We start from the raw sequence: 2013 nt of genomic DNA, 5'->3' as shown, positions 1-2013 counted from the left end.
TGAAACCGCAGGCTTCATCGCCTCCAAGGGCATCCCCGAACCCCTGGCTTCTGTGCTGTTGGTGGCGGCGATTGTGGTGCTGATTGCCGGATCGATCCTGCTGGTGTTCGGCAGCAACACGGTGCTGGTGGCCTCGCTGCTGCTGTTCCTGGTGCCCACCACGCTGATCTTCCACACCTTCCCCGTGGAGAGCGGCTTTGCGATGAACCTGGCCCTGATCGGCGCGTTGATCTTGGCCATCACCCGTGCCTGGGGCAATGGCGTGCCCAGCTTCACGCACCTGCGCTCTAAGGGCTGATCGCTGGTTGGCTGGATCAGGGCAGGGCCAGAGCCGTTCCTTCGCGGCGCGGATCCGCAACCCCCTGCCAGCCAGTATCGATTTTTTGAAGCAGAGCGGTGCCGCTGCCGATGCTCTGACGTCGTAGGTTTGCCTCGCTTTTGAGCTGCTCCAGTGGAAACGGCCAGGGCAGCGGGGGATCGCTTTCCAGCACCAGCGCATTGCCCCGGCGTGAGAGATGAGGAAGGCCCACCGCCCGCGCCGGCGATTCGTTCCAGACCAATGACGCCAGCAGCACCCGGCTGAGTAGATGGGGAATGCTGCGGCCGCCGGGGCTGCCGAGGGCCAGCACCGGCTCGCCGTTGCGGAACATCAGCGTCGGCGCCATCGACGACATCGGCCGCCGTCCCGGCCGCCGGCGGTTGGCGACCGGTTTGCCGCCAAGGCTGGGCTTGAAGGCGAAATCGGTGAGCTGATTGTTCATTACCATGCCGGCCACCAGGTGACGACTCCCGAAGATCGTCTCCACCGAGGAGATGTAGGAGGCGATGTTGCCGCGGGCGTCCACGATCGTGATCTGGCTGGTGCCCTGTTCGATGCCCCGATCTGACCTGCCGTAGAGATAGTGCTCGATGCCTGGGGGTAGCCCCGGTGTTGGCCTTGAGCCGTTGGCATGCTGCATGGCTCTGGCCCGGCTGGCGATGTAGGCCGGATCCAGCAGGGCTGCGGTGGGGACCGCTCCATCGATGGGATCGTGCACCCAGTAGAGGCGGTCGACATCGGCCCAGGCCTGGGCGCGGGCCAGCTGCCGCCAAATCTGCGGCTCACCTGCGCTGGAGCTGGGCAGATTGGTGTTCTGGTTCAGCAGCGCCAGGGTTTGCAACAGTGCCAAGCCACCGCTGCTGGTGGTTGGCCGCCGGGCAGGTAGAACGCTTGAAATGCAGGGCTGTGGGCAACGCCGAAACGCTGAACAAGGCAAATGGAGCGCAACAACCGTGGGCTCGGCAGAAAGCCAGCGCTGGCCAGACGGATCGCCGGTTGCAGGGTTTGGCTCCAGGGCAGATGACCGTGGTTTTGATGGGCGTCCCAGAGCAGGGTCACGGTGCCGGGAATGCCGATGGCGTTGGCCTGGCTGGTGGCCTGACGCCAGGGGATAGGATCTCCCGAGGCGTCAAGCAGGTCACTGGCGTGGCTGCGTTCGGGGGCCATTTCACGGCCATCCAGCACCGAAAGCTGGCGTTGTTTGGCATCCCAGTGAAGTAGAAAACCGCCTCCAGCGAGTCCGGAACTCTGTGGTTCGACCACCGCCAGCACCGCTTGCGCTGTGATCAGAGCATCGATGGCGCTGCCGCCGTCGTTCAACGCAGCCAGCGCCGCCTTGCTGGCGAGGGGATTGGCGGTCACCACCACCCGGCTGATCCGCTGGCGCTTGAGATGCCCTTGCGGCCGGGGTCGGTGGATTCCGGATCGTCGCGGCTGATCGGGGTTGCCGATGCGGGGAGGATGCTCCAAAGGCTCATTGCCAGCAGCAACGCTTTGATCTGGGGGAGCACGGCGGTGGATCGGCTGCTTTCAGTCTTGTGGCTGGTGAAGCGGACTGCTGGCCTTCCGATCAAAAAAAGAGCCGGCCCCTCAGCCCGCTCCTGCTTGACGCATTGAAGGCACCACAGCCTTCACTTTAAGAGTGGATCAGCGGAGGGCCGTTCGAGGTGCGATTGGAGCGTTTCTCAGAAAAC

3 protein-coding genes are annotated in these 2013 nt (G+C 64.4%); 1 reads left to right on the top strand and 2 read right to left on the bottom strand.

Translation table 11 applies throughout. The features are described 5' to 3' along the window. Nucleotides 1–298, top strand: a 298-nt coding sequence (locus tag ACGVJ8_RS10990) for a DoxX family membrane protein (protein ID WP_392348058.1), incomplete at its 5' end; no start/stop codon positions are given. A gap of 16 nt (nt 299–314) precedes the next feature. Here the strand turns inward: ACGVJ8_RS10990 and ACGVJ8_RS10985 are convergent. Further along, nucleotides 315–1169, bottom strand: a complete 855-nt coding sequence (locus ACGVJ8_RS10985; RefSeq protein WP_392348056.1) for a gamma-glutamyltransferase — start codon at nt 1167–1169, stop codon at nt 315–317. Next, a complete protein-coding gene (locus ACGVJ8_RS10980) occupies nt 1139–1789 on the bottom strand; it encodes a gamma-glutamyltransferase (protein ID WP_392348054.1) in 651 nt (216 codons plus the stop codon). The genes ACGVJ8_RS10985 and ACGVJ8_RS10980 overlap by 31 nt, the downstream gene beginning before the upstream one ends. Between the last annotated feature and the right edge of the window lie 224 nt (nt 1790–2013).

Origin of the sequence: Parasynechococcus sp. (genome assembly GCF_042954245.1) — a bacterium.
In the GTDB taxonomy this organism is placed as follows: domain Bacteria; phylum Cyanobacteriota; class Cyanobacteriia; order PCC-6307; family Cyanobiaceae; genus Parasynechococcus.
The sequence above is the reverse complement of the archived record's forward strand: the minus strand, read 5'-3'. Positions and strand labels throughout refer to the sequence as shown.